This is a genomic window from Streptomyces tailanensis, from assembly GCF_008386495.1.
Taxonomy (GTDB): Bacteria; Actinomycetota; Actinomycetes; order Streptomycetales; family Streptomycetaceae; genus Streptomyces; species Streptomyces tailanensis.
Genome location: NZ_VTHJ01000012.1, coordinates 71,522 through 86,715, shown reverse-complemented (window position 1 = coordinate 86,715; position 15,194 = coordinate 71,522). Strand labels below are relative to the sequence as shown.

The 15,194-nt window shown below is 71.1% G+C and carries 18 protein-coding genes; 9 read left to right on the top strand and 9 right to left on the bottom strand.

Features of this window, described 5'->3' with window-relative positions; all coding sequences use genetic code 11:
* Positions 1 to 162: 162 nt before the first annotated feature.
* The 3 genes from F3T56_RS12445 (at position 163) to F3T56_RS12435 (ending at position 1,038) form a co-directional block, all read left to right on the top strand.
* Positions 163 to 384 (top strand): hypothetical protein, encoded by a 222-nt coding sequence (locus F3T56_RS12445; RefSeq protein WP_149825056.1) that lies wholly within the window; start codon positions 163 to 165, stop codon positions 382 to 384.
* A 67-nt stretch (positions 385 to 451) separates the two neighbouring features.
* Positions 452 to 670: a hypothetical protein gene (locus F3T56_RS12440; RefSeq protein WP_149825055.1), complete on the top strand. Its 219-nt coding sequence runs from the start codon at positions 452 to 454 to the stop codon at positions 668 to 670.
* Positions 667 to 1,038 (top strand): fic family toxin-antitoxin system, toxin component, encoded by a 372-nt coding sequence (locus tag F3T56_RS12435; RefSeq protein ID WP_149825053.1) that lies wholly within the window; start codon positions 667 to 669, stop codon positions 1,036 to 1,038. Before F3T56_RS12440 ends, F3T56_RS12435 begins: the two co-directional genes overlap by 4 nt.
* 53 nt (positions 1,039 to 1,091) lie before the next feature.
* Here F3T56_RS12435 and afsK read toward each other — a convergent pair whose 3' ends face one another.
* Positions 1,092 to 3,464 carry a protein serine/threonine kinase AfsK gene (gene afsK, locus F3T56_RS12430; protein WP_149825051.1) on the bottom strand — a complete coding sequence of 791 codons (2,373 nt, stop codon included), beginning with the start codon at positions 3,462 to 3,464 and terminating at the stop codon, positions 1,092 to 1,094.
* Between the two features lie 279 nt (positions 3,465 to 3,743).
* On the bottom strand, positions 3,744 to 4,709 hold the full coding sequence (kbpA, locus tag F3T56_RS12425; RefSeq protein WP_246203587.1) for an AfsK-binding protein KbpA: 966 nt from the start codon (positions 4,707 to 4,709) through the stop codon (positions 3,744 to 3,746).
* Between the two features lie 428 nt (positions 4,710 to 5,137).
* Between kbpA and F3T56_RS12420 the strand changes: the two genes are divergently transcribed.
* The gene (locus tag F3T56_RS12420; RefSeq protein WP_149825049.1) at positions 5,138 to 5,785 is read left to right on the top strand and encodes a TetR/AcrR family transcriptional regulator; all 648 of its coding nucleotides are present in this window, start codon (positions 5,138 to 5,140) and stop codon (positions 5,783 to 5,785) included.
* 135 nt (positions 5,786 to 5,920) lie between these two features.
* Here the strand turns inward: F3T56_RS12420 and F3T56_RS12415 are convergent, their stop codons facing one another.
* Complete coding sequence (locus F3T56_RS12415; RefSeq protein WP_149825047.1) at positions 5,921 to 6,403, bottom strand: nitroreductase/quinone reductase family protein; 483 nt, start codon at positions 6,401 to 6,403, stop codon at positions 5,921 to 5,923.
* Positions 6,403 to 7,635, bottom strand: a complete 1,233-nt coding sequence (locus F3T56_RS12410; RefSeq protein ID WP_149825045.1) for an acyl-CoA dehydrogenase family protein — start codon at positions 7,633 to 7,635, stop codon at positions 6,403 to 6,405. The genes F3T56_RS12415 and F3T56_RS12410 overlap by 1 nt, the downstream gene beginning before the upstream one ends.
* 116 nt (positions 7,636 to 7,751) lie before the next feature.
* On the opposite strand from F3T56_RS12410, the gene F3T56_RS12405 reads away from it, so the two are divergent.
* From F3T56_RS12405 to F3T56_RS12390, 5 genes are all read left to right on the top strand, one after another.
* Positions 7,752 to 8,957 carry a thiolase C-terminal domain-containing protein gene (locus tag F3T56_RS12405; RefSeq protein WP_149825044.1) on the top strand — a complete coding sequence of 402 codons (1,206 nt, stop codon included), beginning with the start codon at positions 7,752 to 7,754 and terminating at the stop codon, positions 8,955 to 8,957.
* Between the two features lie 64 nt (positions 8,958 to 9,021).
* Complete coding sequence (locus tag F3T56_RS12400) at positions 9,022 to 9,345, top strand: XRE family transcriptional regulator (protein ID WP_425473568.1); 324 nt, start codon at positions 9,022 to 9,024, stop codon at positions 9,343 to 9,345.
* A 358-nt stretch (positions 9,346 to 9,703) separates the two neighbouring features.
* Complete coding sequence (locus tag F3T56_RS12395; protein ID WP_149825042.1) at positions 9,704 to 10,129, top strand: pyridoxamine 5'-phosphate oxidase family protein; 426 nt, start codon at positions 9,704 to 9,706, stop codon at positions 10,127 to 10,129.
* A 22-nt stretch (positions 10,130 to 10,151) separates the two neighbouring features.
* Positions 10,152 to 10,292 carry a hypothetical protein gene (locus F3T56_RS46120; protein ID WP_172638910.1) on the top strand — a complete coding sequence of 47 codons (141 nt, stop codon included), beginning with the start codon at positions 10,152 to 10,154 and terminating at the stop codon, positions 10,290 to 10,292.
* Positions 10,293 to 10,302: 10 nt separating this feature from the next.
* The gene (locus F3T56_RS12390) at positions 10,303 to 11,001 is read left to right on the top strand and encodes a pyridoxine/pyridoxamine 5'-phosphate oxidase (RefSeq protein ID WP_149825040.1); all 699 of its coding nucleotides are present in this window, start codon (positions 10,303 to 10,305) and stop codon (positions 10,999 to 11,001) included.
* Between the two features lie 21 nt (positions 11,002 to 11,022).
* Here the strand turns inward: F3T56_RS12390 and F3T56_RS12385 are convergent, their stop codons facing one another.
* The 5 genes from F3T56_RS12385 to F3T56_RS12365 all read right to left on the bottom strand — a co-directional run bounded on the left by F3T56_RS12385 (position 11,023) and on the right by F3T56_RS12365 (position 14,946).
* Positions 11,023 to 12,390, bottom strand: coding sequence for a DUF3500 domain-containing protein (locus F3T56_RS12385; RefSeq protein WP_246203585.1), 1,368 nt, complete (start codon positions 12,388 to 12,390; stop codon positions 11,023 to 11,025).
* Between the two features lie 183 nt (positions 12,391 to 12,573).
* The gene (locus F3T56_RS12380; protein WP_149825038.1) at positions 12,574 to 13,380 is read right to left on the bottom strand and encodes a class I SAM-dependent DNA methyltransferase; all 807 of its coding nucleotides are present in this window, start codon (positions 13,378 to 13,380) and stop codon (positions 12,574 to 12,576) included.
* Positions 13,381 to 13,435: 55 nt separating this feature from the next.
* Positions 13,436 to 14,047: a GNAT family N-acetyltransferase gene (locus F3T56_RS12375; RefSeq protein WP_149825036.1), complete on the bottom strand. Its 612-nt coding sequence runs from the start codon at positions 14,045 to 14,047 to the stop codon at positions 13,436 to 13,438.
* A 24-nt stretch (positions 14,048 to 14,071) separates the two neighbouring features.
* Positions 14,072 to 14,500, bottom strand: a complete 429-nt coding sequence (locus F3T56_RS12370) for a Zn-ribbon domain-containing OB-fold protein (RefSeq protein WP_149825034.1) — start codon at positions 14,498 to 14,500, stop codon at positions 14,072 to 14,074.
* Positions 14,500 to 14,946: a DoxX family membrane protein gene (locus F3T56_RS12365; RefSeq protein WP_149825031.1), complete on the bottom strand. Its 447-nt coding sequence runs from the start codon at positions 14,944 to 14,946 to the stop codon at positions 14,500 to 14,502. The genes F3T56_RS12370 and F3T56_RS12365 overlap by 1 nt, the downstream gene beginning before the upstream one ends.
* Between the last annotated feature and the right edge of the window lie 248 nt (positions 14,947 to 15,194).

The window sequence follows — 15,194 nt, the reverse complement described above, 5'->3', positions numbered from 1 at the left end:
GAGTTGGGCCGCGCGGGGGCGGTCGTTGCCGCTGCTCGCGCGGGAGGCGTGCTGGGAGCGTCCGCCCGTGTGGACCGAGCAGCCGCAACCTCCCGCGGAGGACGCGACGCGGGACCTCGTACGGCCTTACGTCACGGCCCACTTGAGAGAGGAGCGACCGAGATGGGTCTGAGCGACGAACCGGAGGCGCGGCCCGACACCCCGCCGGGCCCGAAACCGGACGCGGTGACGGCCACGTTCCACGCCTGGCTCGACCACGGCCTCGCCTGCGGCGACTGCTTCGGCGGCGGCCCCACCACCGCACGCCTCTGCTACCACTCGGAACGGCTCGGCGACCGCCACCGCGGGGCCGAACGAGCCGCACGGCGTCAGCGCCGACGTTGAATCGACCGCCTTCCCCCTCTGGTATCAATTGATAGCCCACCCTGGTATCTGGTGGTACCTTGCCGACATGGCCAAGACACAGATCAACATTCGGATGGATGACGAGACCGCCGAGATGGCACGGCAGGCGGCGGCCACGCGGCGGATACCGGTCAATGAGTACGTCGAGCAACTCATCCGCGACGACAACGAGCAACTGCGCGCCGTCTTCATGGCCGCCGCGCAGGAGGTCCTCGACGAGTACGGCGATCTCATCGACGAGATCGAGGGGGAGCCCCGCAGGTGAACGTCGACATCGACCTCGCGTGGATTCTTGAGGTCGCGCAGCGCGCCGGACAGAGCGATCCGGCCATCGACGACTACGGCGTGGCGATCGCCGCCGTCGAGCGTCACCGGGCGGCGATCGTCGGCCAGGACGTGTACCAGGGGGCGTACGCCAGGGCAGCCGCCCTCGCTCACACCCTGGGCCGCATGAGGTGGCTGGAGCGGTCGAACCTACGGGTGGCGGTCGCGGTTGCCCACGCCTACCTGATCGCCTCCGACGTCCCGGCCAAGCTGGACCAGGAGAGAGTCTCCGCACTGGCGACCGAACTGAAGAAGGAGACCTGCACCGCACGAAGCGTGGCGGAAGTGCTCAGGTCGTGGGCCCTGTAGATCTGCTGCACGCCCTACCCACGCCCCCGAAGGGGCACAGGTAGGGCGCCAGGTCACGACGTCCGGGCCGTCCCCGTCCCCTTCTCCGCGTCCAGGGCGTACACGCAGCGGTCCTTGCTGCACGCGTACACGACGCCGTCCTTGACGACCGGGGAGCCGGTGATCTCGCCGCCCGTGGCCAGCTTCCAGCGCAACCGGCCGTCGTCGGACTTCAGTGTGTACAGGAGGTGGTCCGTGGAGCCGAAGTGGATGCGGCCCTCCGCCACCGAGGGCGCCCCCACGATCTCGCCGCCCGCCTGGAAGCGCCACTTCGGCGTCCCGGTGACCGCGTCGAGGGTGTAGAGGCCCTTGCCGCTGCCGACGTGGACGTGGCCGGCGGCGACGAGCACCGGCTCCAGGGAGGAGCGCGACTCCGTCGCGATGCGCCACCTGTCGCGGCCGTCCGTCGCGTCGAGGGCGTAGACCGTACCGAGGTAGTCGGCCAAATAGACCCCGCCACCCGTCACCGCCGGCCCCGGCGCGAACGTCGGCGCGGACAAGAACACCGCCGGCGCCTCGAAGTGCCAGCGGACGTGGCCGCTCGCCACGTCGATGGCGAGGACCCGGCTCCCGGCGGAGACGTACACGTACCCGTCCGCCGCCGGAGTCAGCCGTACCGGCACTCCGCCGCAGGACGCGGCGTCGCCGATGGGGTACGACCAGCGCTCGTCGCCCGTACGGGCCTCCAGGGCGCGCAGCCGGGCGTCCTTCCAGACGTACACCGTGCCGTCGGCCACGACGGGCCCGGCCTCAGGGGTCTCGAAGTCGGTCTGGGCGCCGGTGAGCTCCCAGAGCTTCTGCCCGTTGGAGGCCTCCCAGCCCTGTACGCCGCCGCCCCGGGTCGCGGTGACGACGGTGCCCCGGTCGGCCTTGAGCGAGTACACCCAGGCGTCCGTCGACAGCCGCCACAGGTCGTTGCCCTCGCGTGCGTCGAGCGCGAAGAGGGTGGGGCCGTCGGAGGCGTGGATACGGCCGTCCGCGACCGCCATCGACCAGGCGACGTCCCGGGTCTTGAAGCGGCGTCGGCCGGTCGCCACGTCCAGGGCGTGCACCTCGAAGGAGGTGACGTAGACGAGGTCGTCGGCGACGGAGGGCGTGCCCCAGACGTCGTTCGACATACGGAACCGCCAGGGGCGCCAGCCGGAGGGGGCGGTCGGCTCGGGGGCGGCCGGGGCAGGCGGGGCGGTGGTCACGGAGGGCGCGGGGTCGGCGCCGTTCACGCCGGCGCGCGGCCGGGACCAGGACGCGGCGAGGCCCGCCTCGGGAGGGGGCGCCTTCACGGCGGCCGCGCGGGCGTCGGCGACCCGGGGTCCGGGCCCGATGGGCACCTGGGCGCCGGCCAGCCGCACCGGCCCGGCGTCGGGCCCGCCGACGGACACGGGGGGCACGGGCGCGGGGTCGTACGAGGGCGGGGGCGGCGGTACGGGGGCGGACGGGCGCCCCCCGCCTCCGCCACGGCTACCGGAGGTCTGGTGCGGCTTGGGCGCCGGGCGTCCGCCCCGGCGGGTCTCGATCAGGGCCACCGCCTTCTCGGGCAGCCACGCCGACGCCGTACCGCTGTCGTCCGAACCGGAGCCGAAGAGGTGGGGGGCGAGCTGGGCCTGGAGGTCGGCGGGGTTGGGCCTGCCGGTCGGGTCCATCTGCATACAGGACTCGATGAGCGGGCGGAGGTCGTCCGGGAGGCCGGAGAGGTCGGGGCCCTCGCGGAGCAGCATGAAGACGGTCTCGACGGGGTTGGCCCCGTGGAACGGCGCGTGCCCGGTGGCGGCGAACACGAGCATCGACCCGAGCGAGAAGACGTCGCTGGCGCCGGTCACACTCCGCGAGTCCTTCGCCTGCTCGGGCGACATGTACGCGGGCGTACCGACGGCGACGTTCGTCATCGTCAAACGGGTGTTCGACACGCCGGAGGCGATACCGAAGTCGATCACCCGGGGCCCGTCCTCGACGACGAGGACGTTGGAGGGCTTGAGGTCCCGGTGGACGAGCCCGGCGCCGTGAATGGACTGGAGCGCCTCGGCGACACCTGCCGCCAGCCAGCGCACCGCCTGGACCGGCATCGGCCCGCAGTCATTCACTATCTCTTCCAGCGAGGGCGCGGGGACATACGCGGTCGCCAGCCACGGCACGGCGGCGCGCGGGTCGGCATCGACCACCGCCGCCGTGTAGAAACCGGACACCGCGCGGGCCGCCTCGACCTCGCGCGTGAAACGGACCCGGAAGAGCTGGTCCTCCGCCAGTTCCGTCCGCACGGTCTTGATCGCCACGCGCCGACCCGACGCCGAGCGCGCCAGATAGACCAGCCCCATGCCGCCGGCACCCAGCCGTCCCAGCACCTCGAACGGCCCGATCCGCCGCGGATCGTGCTGCGTCAGCTGATCCACCACTTGCCCTGCCACCTCCCCGTACGGCCCGCGTCACCCACGTTGTGTACGCGACCCCGTGCAGCGTCTCACCACCGCACCGCCATGGCGGCACGCACCCCGATTCTTCCTTTACCGGGGGCAGGTTGCGAACCCGGGCGCGGATCGGGATGTCTCAGGACAAAACCACATCGTCCGCGCCGTGGGAAGCGGGAGCCCGGATGGTGGGACACGGCGACGTCCGGCGTACCACCGGCGCACACCCCCCTCGACGGGCGGCTCCGCGACCCCGCCCCCTACTGCTCAGCGGGCGTTCTCGCGCTGGTCAACTCCCTGATCATTCCCGTGGTCATTCCTCTGCCGTTCCCTGCCATTCCCCTGGTCATCGCCCTGCTCGCGCCCCTCACGCCCCCGTTCACGTCCTTGCTCACGCCCCCGTTCGGGTCCCTGTGCGTTCCCTTGTTCTCCTTGTTGCCGCAGCTCGTCCGGACGTTGCTCCGCCTGATCCGCTTCCCGCGGCACCTCCCGCCATTCGCCTCCGGCCCGCCGCTGGAGCAGCGCGAACGACGCCCCCTGGTTGTCCGTGACGACCGCCACATTTCCATACGACGTCTCGAACGGCCCGGTCTGCACCCGCCCGCCGAGCCGGCTGACGGCCCCGAGCGCGGCCTCGCAGTCGTCCGTCCCGAAGTGGACGAGGAAATGCGGCGGCATCTCGGCCGGGAACACGTCCGTGAGGGCGGCGCGGCCGAAGTCGGGGCGGGCGTCCGGGCCGAACAGCGCCTCGTGGAACAGATGCGCGTAGAAGGAGTTGGCGGCCTCGGTGTCCCGTGTGTACAACTCGGCCCACACGAACGTGCCGTTTTCGTGCCGGCGCCCGAAGCCGGCGTGCGTCCCCGCCTGCCAGATCCGGAACACCGCGCCCTCCGCGTCGGTGGTCAGCGCGGTCGTGCCGAGGTCGAGGAGCGGGGTGGGCGGGATGACGATCTGGCCGCCGGCCGCGGTGATCCGCGCGGCGAGCGCGTAGGCGTCCGGGGTGGCGAAGTACAGCGTCCACACGGTGGGCATCCGCCCGTCCGGCTTCGGCGCGAGGGCGGCCACGGCGTCACCCCCGAGATACGCCCACACCTCGTGCGCCCCGTCCCCGGGCGCCACCCGGAACTCCCACCCGAAGAGCTCACCGTAGAACCGCTTCCCCGCCTCCACATCAGGCAGCTGGGCATCCACCCAACAGGGGACACCCTCGGCGTACGCGGCGTTCGAGGCCATAGGGCCAAGTTAACGGGGGTGCAGGGGGTGCGCGCGTTGGAGGGGGCCGGAGGGCTCTCCGGCGCCCCAAAGGGGCGCGGGGCTGTGTCTATGTGCGGCTCCGCCGCGGGGCGCGACCAGCCACGAACCACCCGCACCGGACACCACACCCGCGCCGGGGGCGCGACTTGAGCGCGGGACCCGGAAACCTGGCGGGGGTCCAGGGGGCGCAGCGCCCCTGGCGGGGTCGAAGGGGCAGCGCCCCTGGAGGGGGGGTCCCCCCGCTCGAGCGAAGCCGAGAGTGGGGGAGGGACGGGTAGGGGCGGCGGGGGCGAAAGAAACCCGCCAAATCCCCCACCCCCCGCCCCAAGAACCCCTTGGTGAAGCCCGTACGCCCCATTTGCAGTCGGCCGAATAGCGCTTCGATCACCCCTCGGTAAGCTGACGGCATGACAGGACAAGTACGTACCGTCGACGGCCGCGTGGCCGGCCGGCGAGGGCAGGCGACTCGGCAGAAGCTGCTCGACTGCCTCAGCGAGATGCTCAGCTCGTCGCCCTACCGGGACGTCAAAGTCATCGATGTCGCCCGGAAAGCGGGCACTTCACCCGCCACCTTCTACCAGTACTTCCCGGACGTCGAAGGCGCCGTCCTGGAGATCGCCGAGCAAATGGCCACCGAGGGCGCCACGTTGACCAGCCTCCTCGAAGGCCGCTCCTGGGTCGGCAAGGCCGGCTGGCAGACCGCCCAGGAACTCGTCGACGGTTTCCTGGAGTTCTGGCGGAAGAACGACGCGATCCTCAGGGTCGTGGACCTGGGCGCCTCCGAGGGCGACAAACGGTTCTACAAGATCCGCATGAAGATACTGACCTCGGTCACCAACTCCCTCTCGGACACGGTCCGCGAGCTCCAGTCCAAGGGCAGGGTCGACAAGGACGTGAACCCGGCGGCCCTCGCCGGTTCCCTCGTCGCCATGCTCGCCTCGGTCTCCTCGCACCAGAAGGGCTTCCAGTCCTGGGGCGTGAAACAGGCCGAACTCAAGCCGAACCTGGCCCTGTTGGTGCACTTGGGCATCACGGGCAAGAAGCCCACGAAGTAACCGGGCGGGGCGACGAGGCGCACCCCCCGGGCACGCCCCCGGACGCGATTCCTGTCACGCAGGCGGCACCCTCAGGGCGGTGTGCCGCCTGCCGCGTCCAGGCGAGCCGTTGAGCCGTTGAGCCGTCGGCGCACATCACCGCCGTACGATCCGGAACACCCGTATCTCCCGCTCCACCCGCGCCTGATACGTCGAGTACGGCGGCCAGAAGCGCAGCAACTCCTTCCAGGCGGCCGCCCGTTCCTCGCCCTCCAGGAGGTGGGCCGTGACCGGGATGTCCCGCCCCTTCCAGCTGATCTCGGCGTCGGGGTGGGCCAGCAGGTTCCCGGTCCAGGCGGGATGGTCCGTCCGCCCGAAGTTGGAGCCGACGAGGAGCCAACTCCCACCGCCCTCCTCGGGCATACAGGCCAGCGGCGTACGATGCGGAACCCCGCTCTTCGCGCCGATGGCGGTCAGTACGACCCCCGGCAGCAGCTGCGCGCTCAGCAGCACCCGCCCCCGCGTCACCCGATGCGCCGCCCGGTCGAGCGCGGGAATGACATACGGTGCGACCCGCGCGAACGCCGGCGCGGAGGACACCTTCTGCACCCAGCGCACACCCATGCCCCTCGAAGCCATCAGCCCCGCACCTCCCCGCGATCACCGGACTCGGACTCGGACTCGAAGACCCCCGCCAGGTCGGCCGCACGCCCACGCAGCCGATGCACCGGCCCGAACAGCAGCTCGTCCCCCGCCGCCCGCTTGAAGTACAGCTGGGCCTCGTGTTCCCAGGTGAACCCGATCCCGCCGTGCAGCTGGATCCCCTCCCCGGCGGCGACCCGCAACGCCTCCAGGGCCTGGGCGAGCGCCAGCCCGCCGACCCGCTCCCGTTCGCCGGGGCGGGCAGCCGCCCAGGCCGCGTAGTACGCCGCGGAGCGGGCCGCCTGGACCTGTACGTACACATCCGCGAGCCGGTGCTTCACCGCCTGGAACGACCCGATCGGCCGCCCGAACTGCTCCCGCTGCCGCACATACGCGCCCGTCCGCTCCAACGCCCGGTCGGCGGCCCCCACGGCCTCGGCGGCCAGCACGGCGGCGGCCCCCTCCCCCACCCCGGCGAGCGCCTCCGCCACACCTCCCCCGTCACCGTCGTCGAGTCCCAACAACTCCCCCTCCACATCCCGGAGTTCGAGTCGAGCCTGCGACCGCGTCTCGTCAATCGACGTCTGCCGTACCCGCACCAGCCCCGGAACCCCCGCCGAGCCCCGCACCACGAACAGCAACGTCCGCGACCGAGCGAACCCCCCGGCGTGCGCGGCAACGACCAGCACCCCCGCGCTGTGCCCGTCGAGCACCTGCCCGACCTCCCCGTACAACCGCCACCCGCCCCCCTCGACGCGCCGCGCCTGAACGCCCCCGGCCCGTCCGCCCCCCGCCCACTCCCCCCGGTTGTCGCCGGTCAGCCCCAGCGCGACGCCGAGGGACGGCCCCGGTACGGCGAGCGCGGCGGTCAGTTCACCGGAGGCGAGGCGGGGCAGCAGCTCGTCGCGCTGAACCTCGGTGCCGAGGGCGAGGACGAGGGGTGCCACGAGGGCGGAGGTGGAGAGCAGCGGAGAGGGGGCGAGCACCCTTCCCGACTCCTCTCCCGCCAGGGCAAGTTCGGTGAGGGAGCAGCCGACACCGCCGTACGCCTCGGGAAGGGCGAGCCCCGGCAGCCCGAGCTGTTCACCGAAGGCGGCCCAGAGCGCGGCGTCGTATCCGTCCCCCGTCCCCACGGCCGCCCGGACCTCCTCGGGACCGCACCGCTTGAGCAGCAACTCCCTGACTGTGCGCCGAATTTCGTCCTGCTCGGCGGTGAAGCGGGCATCCATGGGCAGGCCCCCTAGCCGGTCCCTCATCCCATCTGCTTACTCGCATCTGACGGCCCGTCATATTAGGCCGGGCACCCCCGGATGCACAGCCTTATTCCTGATGTACCGTCAGATGCATGGCCTCTGTGACTGACGACGACGGACCACGGCAGCTCCGCCGCAGGAAGGTCGCGATCATGGGCGTGGCCCTCTCCGACTGCGGTCGTGTGGACGACGCGACCACCCCGTACACCCTCCACGCCCAGGCCGCCCGCCGAGCCCTGGCGGACGCGGGCCTCGAGCACACGGCCGTCGACGGCCTCGCCTCCGCCGGCCTCGGCACGCTGGCCCCCGTGGAGGTGGCCGAGTACCTGGGCCTGCGGCCGACCTGGGTGGACTCGACCTCCGTCGGCGGCTCGACCTGGGAGGTCATGGCGGCCCACGCGGCGGACGCGATCGCCGCCGGCCACGCGAACGTCGTCCTCCTCGTCTACGGCTCCACGGCCCGCGCCGACATCAAGGCGGGCCGCCGCACCGGCAACCTCTCCTTCGGCGCCCGCGGCCCCCTCCAGTTCGAGGTCCCCTACGGCCACACCCTGATCGCCAAGTACGCGATGGCGGCCCGCCGCCACATGCACGAGTACGGCACGACACTGGAACAGCTGGCCTCGGTGGCCGTCCAGGCCCGCGCGAACGCGGCGTCGAACCCGGAAGCGATGTTCCGCACCCCGATCACCGTCGACGACGTGTTGTCCTCCCCTCCGATCGCCGACCCGTTCACCAAGCTGCACTGCTGCATACGCTCCGACGGCGGCGCGGCGGTGCTCCTGGCGGCCGAGGAGTACGTACGCGACTGCCGCCCCGCGACTCCGGTCTGGATCCTCGGCACCGGGGAGCACGTCTCCCACACCACCATGTCCGAATGGCCCGACTTCACCACCTCCCCCGCGGCCATCAGCGGCCGCCTCGCCTTCGAACGCGCCGGCGTCCAACCCTCCGAGATCGACTTCGCCGAGATCTACGACGCCTTCACCTACATGACCCTCGTGACCCTGGAGGACCTGGGCTTCTGCGCGAAGGGCGAGGGCGGCGCCTTCGTGGAGAAAAACCGCCTGACCCTGACCGGCGACCTCCCCGTCAACACAGACGGAGGCGGCCTCTCCGCCCAACACCCTGGAATGCGAGGCATCTTCCTCCTGGTAGAGGCAGTACGCCAGCTACGCGGCGAGGCCGGCCAACACCAGCTCCACACCCCCACCGGCTCCCTCCCCCACCTGGCAGTAGCCTCCGGCACAGGCGGCTGGTTCTGCTCTTCGGGGACGGTGGTGCTGGGGAGGGGGTGAGCGGGGGGCGACTACCCGTTCGGATGAATCGGGCCTGATCAGCACCCTTGAGTCAGTGGTTGCACTGATTTCCCTCGTATGGCTGCACCGCCGAGCTGGAGACAAGGGAGTACGAGCCGCCGGGCTGCCGGTGCGGTCGACCGAGGAGAAGCGAGCCGACATGGACCGGCTCCTCGCCGAGGTACGCGCCTACAAGCTGGCTGAGCTGCGTCGTGAGCAGGACCTCACCCAGCGGGACATCGCGGACTCGACGGGCGTCTCGACTCCGCGCATCCCGGCGATCGAGCACGGCGAGATCGATCGCACCGAGGTCGCCACCCTACGCGCCTACGTCAGGGCGCTGGGCGGGGAGCTCCGGGTCGTGGCGGACTTCGGGGACGCGGCGTAGACCGTGGCCTGAGCGGGGGGGGTCGGGCAGCTCTGTCAGGGGCGCGGACCGGTGGCATAAGGGCGCGGGCAGCTCTGTCAGGGGCGCGGGGCTGTGTCGATTTGCGGCTCCGCCGCGCGGCCGCGACAAGCCACAACCCACCCGCACCCGCACCCGCACCCGCACCCGCACCCGCCAACGAACCAGAACCCCCCGAGCTGGAAGGCATGGCGGGGTCGAAGGGGCGGCAGCCCCTGGATGGGGGGAGGGACGGGTAGGGGCGGCGGGGGCGACGAAATGCGACTCCGGAACCGGAATACCGCACAGCCACGAGCGCGCTGAAACAGGGGGAGCCGAAGTCGTCCCTGAGGAGCCCGACATGGCACTGTCCCGTGAGGAACGCGAGAAGTTTCTGGCCGAGCCGCACGTCGCCGCGCTGGCGGTGGACGCGGAGGAGGGAAGGGCCCCGCTGACGGTGCCGATCTGGTACCAGTACGCACCCGGCGGCGACATCTGGATCATGACCGGCCCGGACACCCGCAAGAACCACCTGATCCAGGCCGCAGGCCGCTTCTCCCTGCTGATCGACCGCCTCGAACCCACCATCCGCTACGTCTCCGTCGAGGGCCCGGTCATCGACACCACCCCCGCCACCCACGACCACCTCCGCGAACTCTCCGCTCGCTACCTCCCACCCGAGAAGGTCGACGGCTACATCGACTTCGCCGAGAAGAACCACGGCGAACAGGTCATCATCCGCATGCGCCCCGAGAGGTGGGTCTCCTCCGACCTGGGCACGGTGTGACACCGGGTACGCACTGCCGTACATGACCGCGCCGCGGAGCGGCGAGGACGTCCCCGCGCAGCTGCTCACCCTCGCCACCAGGGAGCTCGTGCCGCCCCTCGACCCGGTGTTCGCGGTACGGACCATCGGGGTGGGGCGGACGGACCGGCAAGCTGAAGGATGACAATCGGGGCATGACTGCCGACACGCCCTCCCCGTCTCCCTCCTCCCCCTCCGAGTTCGTACGATCCCTGCGGGCGCTGCGCGTATGGGACCCGCAGGTCACCGAGTTGCCGTCCTTCGACCCGGCCGCCGCGCCCGCCGAGCCGGCGGCGCTGTTCGTCGGGTGGTTCGCGGAGGCGGTGGCGGCCGGGCAGCTGGAGCCGCACACGATGTCGCTGGCCACGGCGGACGGGGAGGGGCGGCCGGACGTCCGTACCGTGATGTTGCACGACGTGGACGCACGCGGCTGGCACTTCGCCTCGCACGCCGGCAGCCGGAAGGGACGACAGTTGGCGGCCCGCCCGTACGCGGCGCTCGGCTTCTACTGGCCCGTGCTGGGCCGCCAGGTACGGGTGCGGGGCCGGGTGGTCATCGAGCCCACGGAGGTGGCGCAGGCCGACCTGCACGCCCGGTCCACCGGTGCGCTGGCCGCCGCCCTCACCGGGCGGCAGAGCGAAGTCCTCTCCTCCTACGAGGAGTTGGAGCGGGCGTCGGAGGCCGCCTGGACCCGGGCCGAGCGCGAGCCCGAGGTGCCGGTGACCTCCTGGACGGCGTACGTGGTGGAGCCGGACGAGGTGGAGTTCTTCCAGGGGGACGCCCGGCGGCGGCACGTACGGCTCAACTACCGCCGGGAGGAGTCCGGTTGGGCCGCCGAACTGCTGTGGCCCTAGGAACCTCGTCGACAACGTCGCTCAGTGATCGGTCTCCAGGTGGAGCTTGAGGAGGTCGATGCCGTAGTCGCCGCCGTTGGGTGTGCGGATGATGGTGTGGATGTGCTGCTGGGTGGGGGTGCCGCCCGGCCCGCCCATGCCACCGCCTCCACCGCTGCCGCTGCTGTCCTCGGTGCCGTACGCGAGCGGGGACTGGGCGTCGTACTCGATGAGGACGACCGGGCTGTGGACGCGGTAGTAGAAGGCCGAGTCGTCGTCGCTCTCGCCGATCCAGTAGAAGTACGTGTCGTCGAGGTGCTCCTCGACCTCCTTCATCTTCACGTCGGCGTGGGCGTCGGCCATGTTGCCGACGTACACGCGGACGAGGGCGAGGAGCTTGTCGCGCTGGGCGTCGGTCCAGTCGGCGGCGGCGAGGCCCTCGTAGGCGAGCTGGAGGTTGTCCTGACCGGCCCCGGCCTTCAGGTTGTCGCCCGCCTTCGACTCGGCGGAGATCACCTTCTTGCGCTGGGCGTCGGTGAGGGACCGCAGGACGGCCAGACCGGCGGTGGTCTCCTTCTTGAACGTGGTGATCTTCTCGCCGTTGTACGTGGCGGACGTCGGCTCGGAGCCCATGAAGGTCGGGGTCATGACGACCTGGTCGCCGAGGACGAAGTAGTTGATGGCCAGGTGGTGGCCCTCGTACTGGAAACCCCACGGCTTGCTGGTGGACGGCGTCCCCATGAAGGTGAAGAAGTAGGCGCCCTCGGTGAGGGTGTCCTTGCCGCCGCCGCTGTACTCACCGAGGAACGCGTTCAGCTTCATGATGTTGCGGGACTGGGCGAGCCCGTCGGCGGAGAGCGCGGCGCCGAGGAGCGCGTAGCCGAGCTCGCGCTGCTTCTCGGTGAGGTCTCCCATACGGGCGCCCTCGCGCTCGTAGCCGTCGACGTTGCTCCAGGCCAGCCACTCGTCGTCCTGGATGTCGAAGACGGTGGCCTTGCGCTCGGCGCTGGTCAGCCCGTCGAGGAAGGCCTGCGCCTTCTGGACGATCTTGTCGGTCGATACGTCCGTGGAATGGATCGAGTACAGGTCCTCGACGACCTTGCCGTCCGTCGTGACCCCGACGAAGTCCGCGTACTTGACCGCGCTGGCGCCCGGTCCCATGCCGCCTCCGCCACCGGGGGCCCCGGAGGGCATCCCGCTCGGGGCGGCGGAGGACGAGGACGAGCTCGCCGTGCTGGAGGAGGACGAGGAACAGCCGGTCATCGTCGCCATCGCGGCGACACCGCCGGTGAGCAGCGCCTTGTTCATGAACCAGCGGCGGGTGCGCTGGGACTCGGGGGTGCGGGGGCGGTGGCCGTGGGTGTGGCTGTGCGTGTGCTCGTGGCTGTGGGCGTGTGCGTTCTCAGTCATGCGCCCAAGTTCGGGGGCGCAGCTGAAGCGTTTCTGAAGTGAGGCTGTGGGCGGGCTGTGCCGGGGGCGCCCACGCAGGCCGGGCGCGGGCACCAATTGGCAGATCTGTCTCAGTCCTGCCCCCGTGAAACCCCGTAAACGAGGCGTAGCACTGGGACAGATCTGCCAATCACCGAGGGCTCCTCAGACCTTCTCCCACACCGACACGTGCTTCCGGCTCTCGCTCGTGAACGGCCCCCGGTTCCAGTCCGCCCAGCGGTCCCGCAGCCGCATCCCCGCGAGCCGGGCCATGAGGTCCAGCTCGGCCGGCCACACGTAGCGGAACGGCAGCGACCAGTACTCCGTCCGCCCGTCGACGACCCTCACGTGGTGCGAGCGCATCCCTTGCGTGGCCACGTCGAACGTCGAGACCCCGAGCCGCGTCGGCCCCACCCGGAACGGCACCGCGTTCTGCCCCGGCGGCAGCCTGCGCAGGTCCGGCACGCCGACCTCGATGACGAAGCAGCCGCCGGGTACGAGGTGCGCGGCGGCGTTGCGGAAGCAGTCCACCTGGGCGTCCTGCGTGGTCAGGTTGTTGATCGTGTTGAAGACGAGGTAGGCGACGGTGAAGGCGCCGTCCACCCTGGTCGTGGCGAAGTCCCCGATGGTGACCCCGATGTCCACGCCGCCCGGCTTGGCGCGGAGCCGCTCCACCATGGCCCGCGACATGTCGATGCCGTGCACCGGAACGCCCCGGCCGGCGAGGGGGAGGGCGATACGGCCCGTGCCGATGCCGAACTCGAGGGCGCGGGGGGTGCGGGTGCTGCTCTGTTCCTCGGCGAGACCGGCGATCAGCTCCACGGCCGGGTCGATGGCGTCGGGGCTGAACATCTCGTCGGAGGGGTCGTCGTAGCGGGCGGCGATGGCTTCACCGAAGTAGCCGTCGGGGTCGTCGGCCTCGGCGTATCCGTCGTCGTGGTATCCCTGTTCGCGATATTCCGTTTCGCGCATCCGGGGAGCGTACCGACGCCTCGTCAGCCGCCGCACGCGATTTTCCGCCCCCCTCCTACGCAATCCCTCCCGACTCCGGATCCGTAGCCAGCCGTGCATGCAGGTGGCAGTCCCGGAAGGCGTCATGCCGCCCCTGCTCGAACATCGCGCCGCGCAACGTCCCCTCGGCCGGGAACCCGCACCGCTCGGCGATACGGCAGGAGGCGTCGTGGCCGAGGGCGTGGTCGAGTTCGATGCGGTGGAGGCCGAGTTCGGCGAAGGCCCAGCGTGCGGCGAGGGCGAGGGACCTGGTGGCGACCCGGCGGCCTCGGGCCTCGGGCAGCACCCAGTAACCGACCATGGCCCTGCGCATGAACGGTTCGACGGCGCTGAACCCGACCTGCCCGAGCGTCACCCCGCTCACCTCGTCCACGACCCGGAAGGTCGCGGTCCGTCCCTCCGCGTCGGACTCCGCCCGCTGCCGCAACGAGGCCCGAGCCCCGTCGAGCCCCTCGTCCAGCACCCACGGCGTGTTCCACCGCCGGAACTCCGGATCATCACGCCCCCGGAACCACGCGTCGACATCCGCATCGGACTCGGGGTCCCCGGAACAGAGCCGCAGACCGTGCCCGCGCACGTCGGAGTAGGGGCGGGGGTGGGCAGAGGATCGCTCATCAGTACGGGCCACGCGGCCATTGAGACCCGTACGCCATCACTCCCGCGCCCGAAATACCGGCACCGTGAACTCCCCCGCGTCCCGGAACACCACCTCAAGCCCCATCCCCACGCGCAGCGCCCCTTCCTCCCCCTCCACGACCTCGGTCATCATCCGCGGCCCCTCGACGAGATCGACGACCGCGGGGACGTACGGCGTCCGTTCCCCGAACGGCGGCAGGTCGTTGCGATGGACGACGGACCAGGTGTAGAGCGTGGCGCGCCCGGAGGCCTCCTCCCACCGCACGTCCTCGCTCCAGCAGTACGGGCAGAACTCGCGGGGATAGTGATGGGCCCGCCCGCATGCCCCGCAACGCCGCAGGAGCAGCCGCCCGTCGGCGGCCGCGTCCCAGTACGTACGGGTGAACCCGTCGACCTCCGGCAGATCGAACCGCTCACCACCAACACGACCACCGGCGCCGCCCATCAGAACAACCCCAACGCGCCGTCGACCGACCACGACTGCCAGGACATCCCGAACAGCCCCACCACCGAAATGAGCGCCATCATCGAGTTCTGCCCCTGCTCGGCCCAGTCGTGGATCATCAGCACGAGGTAGAGCAAGTTGAGCAACAGCCCGCCGACCAGCGCGACCGGCGTCAGGAAGCCGAGGATCAGGCCGAGCCCGAGGGCGAGTTCCGCGTAAGCGACGACATACGCCATGGTCTTGGGCCGAGGCTTGACCACCACATCGAACCCACTCCGCACCGCCTCCCACCGATGCTTCCCCGCCACATCCGCCGCCCACGCGATCCCGGCCCCCTCGAACCAGGTCTTCTTGTCCTTGTGCCGCCAACTCTCCAGCCACCACAGCCCGAGCCCGATCCGAAGGACGGCCAGCCATTCACCACCGGTGAGCCAGATCGAGTCCATCGACGCCGCCCTTCCGTATCCCCGTGGGGTTTTCTGACGGTACGTCAGTTCAACGGATGAGGGATGGATACGCAAGACACGCGGACCGACCGACGGCCCCTAGGCCCTGTCGTCACATTCCCGTCTGCCGAGCGACGCCATGCACGCTCCCCCGCTCTCGGCTTCTCCCCCACTCTCGGCTTCGCTCGAGCGGGAGGGACCCCCATGAGCGGGAGGTGCCCCCACCGCCGCACCGGGCGAAAGCCCAT

Coding starts and splice junctions, on each gene's coding strand:
- F3T56_RS12385 (WP_246203585.1), bottom strand. CDS start 12,390: ATGACTGAGAACGCACACGCCCACAGCCACGAGCACACGCACAGCCAC.
- kbpA (WP_246203587.1), bottom strand. CDS start 4,709: ATGGCCTCGAACGCCGCGTACGCCGAGGGTGTCCCCTGTTGGGTGGAT.
- F3T56_RS12440 (WP_149825055.1), top strand. CDS start 452: ATGGCCAAGACACAGATCAACATTCGGATGGATGACGAGACCGCCGAG.
- F3T56_RS12395 (WP_149825042.1), top strand. CDS start 9,704: ATGGCACTGTCCCGTGAGGAACGCGAGAAGTTTCTGGCCGAGCCGCAC.
- F3T56_RS12370 (WP_149825034.1), bottom strand. CDS start 14,500: ATGGGCGGCGCCGGTGGTCGTGTTGGTGGTGAGCGGTTCGATCTGCCG.
- F3T56_RS12405 (WP_149825044.1), top strand. CDS start 7,752: ATGGCCTCTGTGACTGACGACGACGGACCACGGCAGCTCCGCCGCAGG.
- F3T56_RS12365 (WP_149825031.1), bottom strand. CDS start 14,946: ATGGACTCGATCTGGCTCACCGGTGGTGAATGGCTGGCCGTCCTTCGG.
- F3T56_RS12390 (WP_149825040.1), top strand. CDS start 10,303: ATGACTGCCGACACGCCCTCCCCGTCTCCCTCCTCCCCCTCCGAGTTC.
- F3T56_RS12380 (WP_149825038.1), bottom strand. CDS start 13,380: ATGCGCGAAACGGAATATCGCGAACAGGGATACCACGACGACGGATAC.
- F3T56_RS12420 (WP_149825049.1), top strand. CDS start 5,138: ATGACAGGACAAGTACGTACCGTCGACGGCCGCGTGGCCGGCCGGCGA.
- F3T56_RS12410 (WP_149825045.1), bottom strand. CDS start 7,635: ATGGATGCCCGCTTCACCGCCGAGCAGGACGAAATTCGGCGCACAGTC.
- F3T56_RS46120 (WP_172638910.1), top strand. CDS start 10,152: ATGACCGCGCCGCGGAGCGGCGAGGACGTCCCCGCGCAGCTGCTCACC.
- F3T56_RS12445 (WP_149825056.1), top strand. CDS start 163: ATGGGTCTGAGCGACGAACCGGAGGCGCGGCCCGACACCCCGCCGGGC.
- F3T56_RS12415 (WP_149825047.1), bottom strand. CDS start 6,403: ATGGCTTCGAGGGGCATGGGTGTGCGCTGGGTGCAGAAGGTGTCCTCC.